The 1933-nt window shown below is 54.8% G+C and carries 2 protein-coding genes and 1 rRNA gene; 2 read left to right on the top strand and 1 reads right to left on the bottom strand.

Features of this window, described 5'->3' with window-relative positions; genetic code table 11:
- Positions 1–131: 131 nt before the first annotated feature.
- Positions 132–247, top strand: a 5S ribosomal RNA gene (gene rrf, locus BLP99_RS07935).
- 114 nt (positions 248–361) lie between these two features.
- Here rrf and BLP99_RS07930 read toward each other — a convergent pair.
- Positions 362–763: a lysozyme inhibitor LprI family protein gene (locus BLP99_RS07930; RefSeq protein ID WP_092180119.1), complete on the bottom strand. Its 402-nt coding sequence runs from the start codon at positions 761–763 to the stop codon at positions 362–364.
- Positions 764–914: 151 nt separating this feature from the next.
- On the opposite strand from BLP99_RS07930, the gene BLP99_RS07925 reads away from it, so the two are divergent.
- Positions 915–1373 carry an SRPBCC family protein gene (locus tag BLP99_RS07925; protein WP_072399306.1) on the top strand — a complete coding sequence of 153 codons (459 nt, stop codon included), beginning with the start codon at positions 915–917 and terminating at the stop codon, positions 1371–1373.
- The last annotated feature ends 560 nt before the right edge of the window (positions 1374–1933 follow it).

Below are 1933 nucleotides of genomic sequence, written 5' to 3'. Positions count from 1 at the left end.
CAGAGACCAGATTGCGGTGTTGTGAAGACGAAACGAACCGAAAGTTCGAACGTGCTTGCAGGCAACACACAAACTATCGCATACCCATTCGCTGGAACGTGACCGTAAGGCACGCGCTGGCTACCGAATTTCTTGACGACCATAGAGCGTTGGAACCACCTGATCCCATCCCGAACTCAGAAGTGAAACGATGCATCGCCGATGGTAGTGTGGGGTTTCCCCATGTGAGAGTAGGTCATCGTCAAGATTAAATTCCGAAACCCCTATCTGCTGATGCAGGTAGGGGTTTTGTTTTTCTGGTCTGAATCACCTGTGCAGAAAAAGGATGCGCTGAAAGCTCATCCTTTTTGCATCAGGTCAGTCACGCCTCAGGCACGGGGCAGCTCAGATCACCTTCCTTGCATTTGAGGTAGGTCTTGAAGGTCTCGACGCGTGCTTTGGTCAAGGCGGTGACGCAATTGCCGTAAGTGAGTGGATAAACACTGCCACCCTCGACCCCGGACGCTGAGAAATTGCATTCAGCATCACGGAAGCCGATCCAGGCCCGTTGTGCCTTGACCAGCAGTTGCTTGGCCTCTGGGTTGTCCTTCAGGCGTGCTGTGATTTGCTTGTACAGGCGATTCAGTTCGTCATCGGCGGCCTTCTTTTCCTGGGCCGCACATTGATTCATTTCACCTTGGGTCATGGCGTTGGTGCAATCATCGGCTTGGGCAACGCTGGCAAGAATCAGCGGTGCCAGGGCCAGCAGCAAGCGTGAGGACATGATCATCCCTCCTTGAAGGTAAAAAATGCCGGGGGAGTTTACCTCGCCCCAGGCGTTTTAACGCCGTCGCACTGTCAAACCGCAGACAGATACAACTTTCCGGTTGGCCTCGTGGTCTTACAGGCCTACTGTTGAACACAGGAGGTGACCCATGCATCTATCCGATCGCATCGAAAGAAAGATCCTGCTCAAGGTGCCGCGCTCCCAGGTTTGGCGGGCCCTGGCCAATGCCGAAACTTTCGGGCAGTGGTTTGGCGTAGCCCTGGAGGGCAAACGGTTTGTGGCAGGTGAGCGTACCCAAGGAAAGATCACTTATCCCGGTTATGAGCACCTTACCTGGGATGTGGCGGTGGAGCGGGTCGAGCCCGAGCGATTCTTCTCCTTTCGGTGGCACCCCTACGCCATTGAGCCCGAGGTCGATTACTCCCAAGAACCCGAAACGCGTGTTCAATTCGAGCTGGAGGATATGGACGGTGGAACCTTGCTGAAGGTGGTGGAGTCGGGGTTCAGTGGTATCCCCGAAGCTCGTCGACTCAAGGCTTTTCGCATGGACAGCCGTGGCTGGGACGAACAAATGGCCAATATCGAAGAGTTTCTGGCCAATACCTGAGTTACCTAAGGGTTTACGGAAGGTGGCTATGGCGAATGTCCTACACGAGATGGTAGTTATGTCGTCTGTTTCGTTTTGGATCCGACGCGTAATCTGTACTCATCCACTGAAGCACAGGGAGTGCTCAGGATCAGGGACGATCGACCATGCCAGGATGGCTATCGACAGGGAGTCGTAATGGTCTTGGAAAAAACCCGCCTAGGCGGGTTTTTTTTGCCCATAAAAAACTGTGCTGAGCGGTATAGCGAAAGGCTTACACATCGGTGCTACTTTCTCGTCTTTTGCCAAATCAGCGATGGGCCTAATCTGTGTCCATCCACTGAGTACAGGGAGTGCTTGGGGTCATGGATGATGGGACCAGGCATGGAATGCCAGACAAGGAGTCAAATTGGTCCTCAAAAACCCGCTTCGGCGGGTTTTTTTTGCCTGAGTAAAAGTGGCCCATCATGCCAGGCGCTGACCCATGGTCCGATCCGCGCCATCAGCGGCGAGGGCCTGGCCGCCGGGAGTCCGATCTGCGCCATCAGCGGCGAGGGCCTGGCCGCCGGGAGTCCGATCCG

Origin of the sequence: Pseudomonas sp. NFACC32-1, assembly GCF_900101215.1 — a bacterium.
In the GTDB taxonomy this organism is placed as follows: Bacteria; Pseudomonadota; Gammaproteobacteria; order Pseudomonadales; family Pseudomonadaceae; genus Aquipseudomonas.
This window is presented reverse-complemented; position numbering and strand designations above follow the sequence as displayed.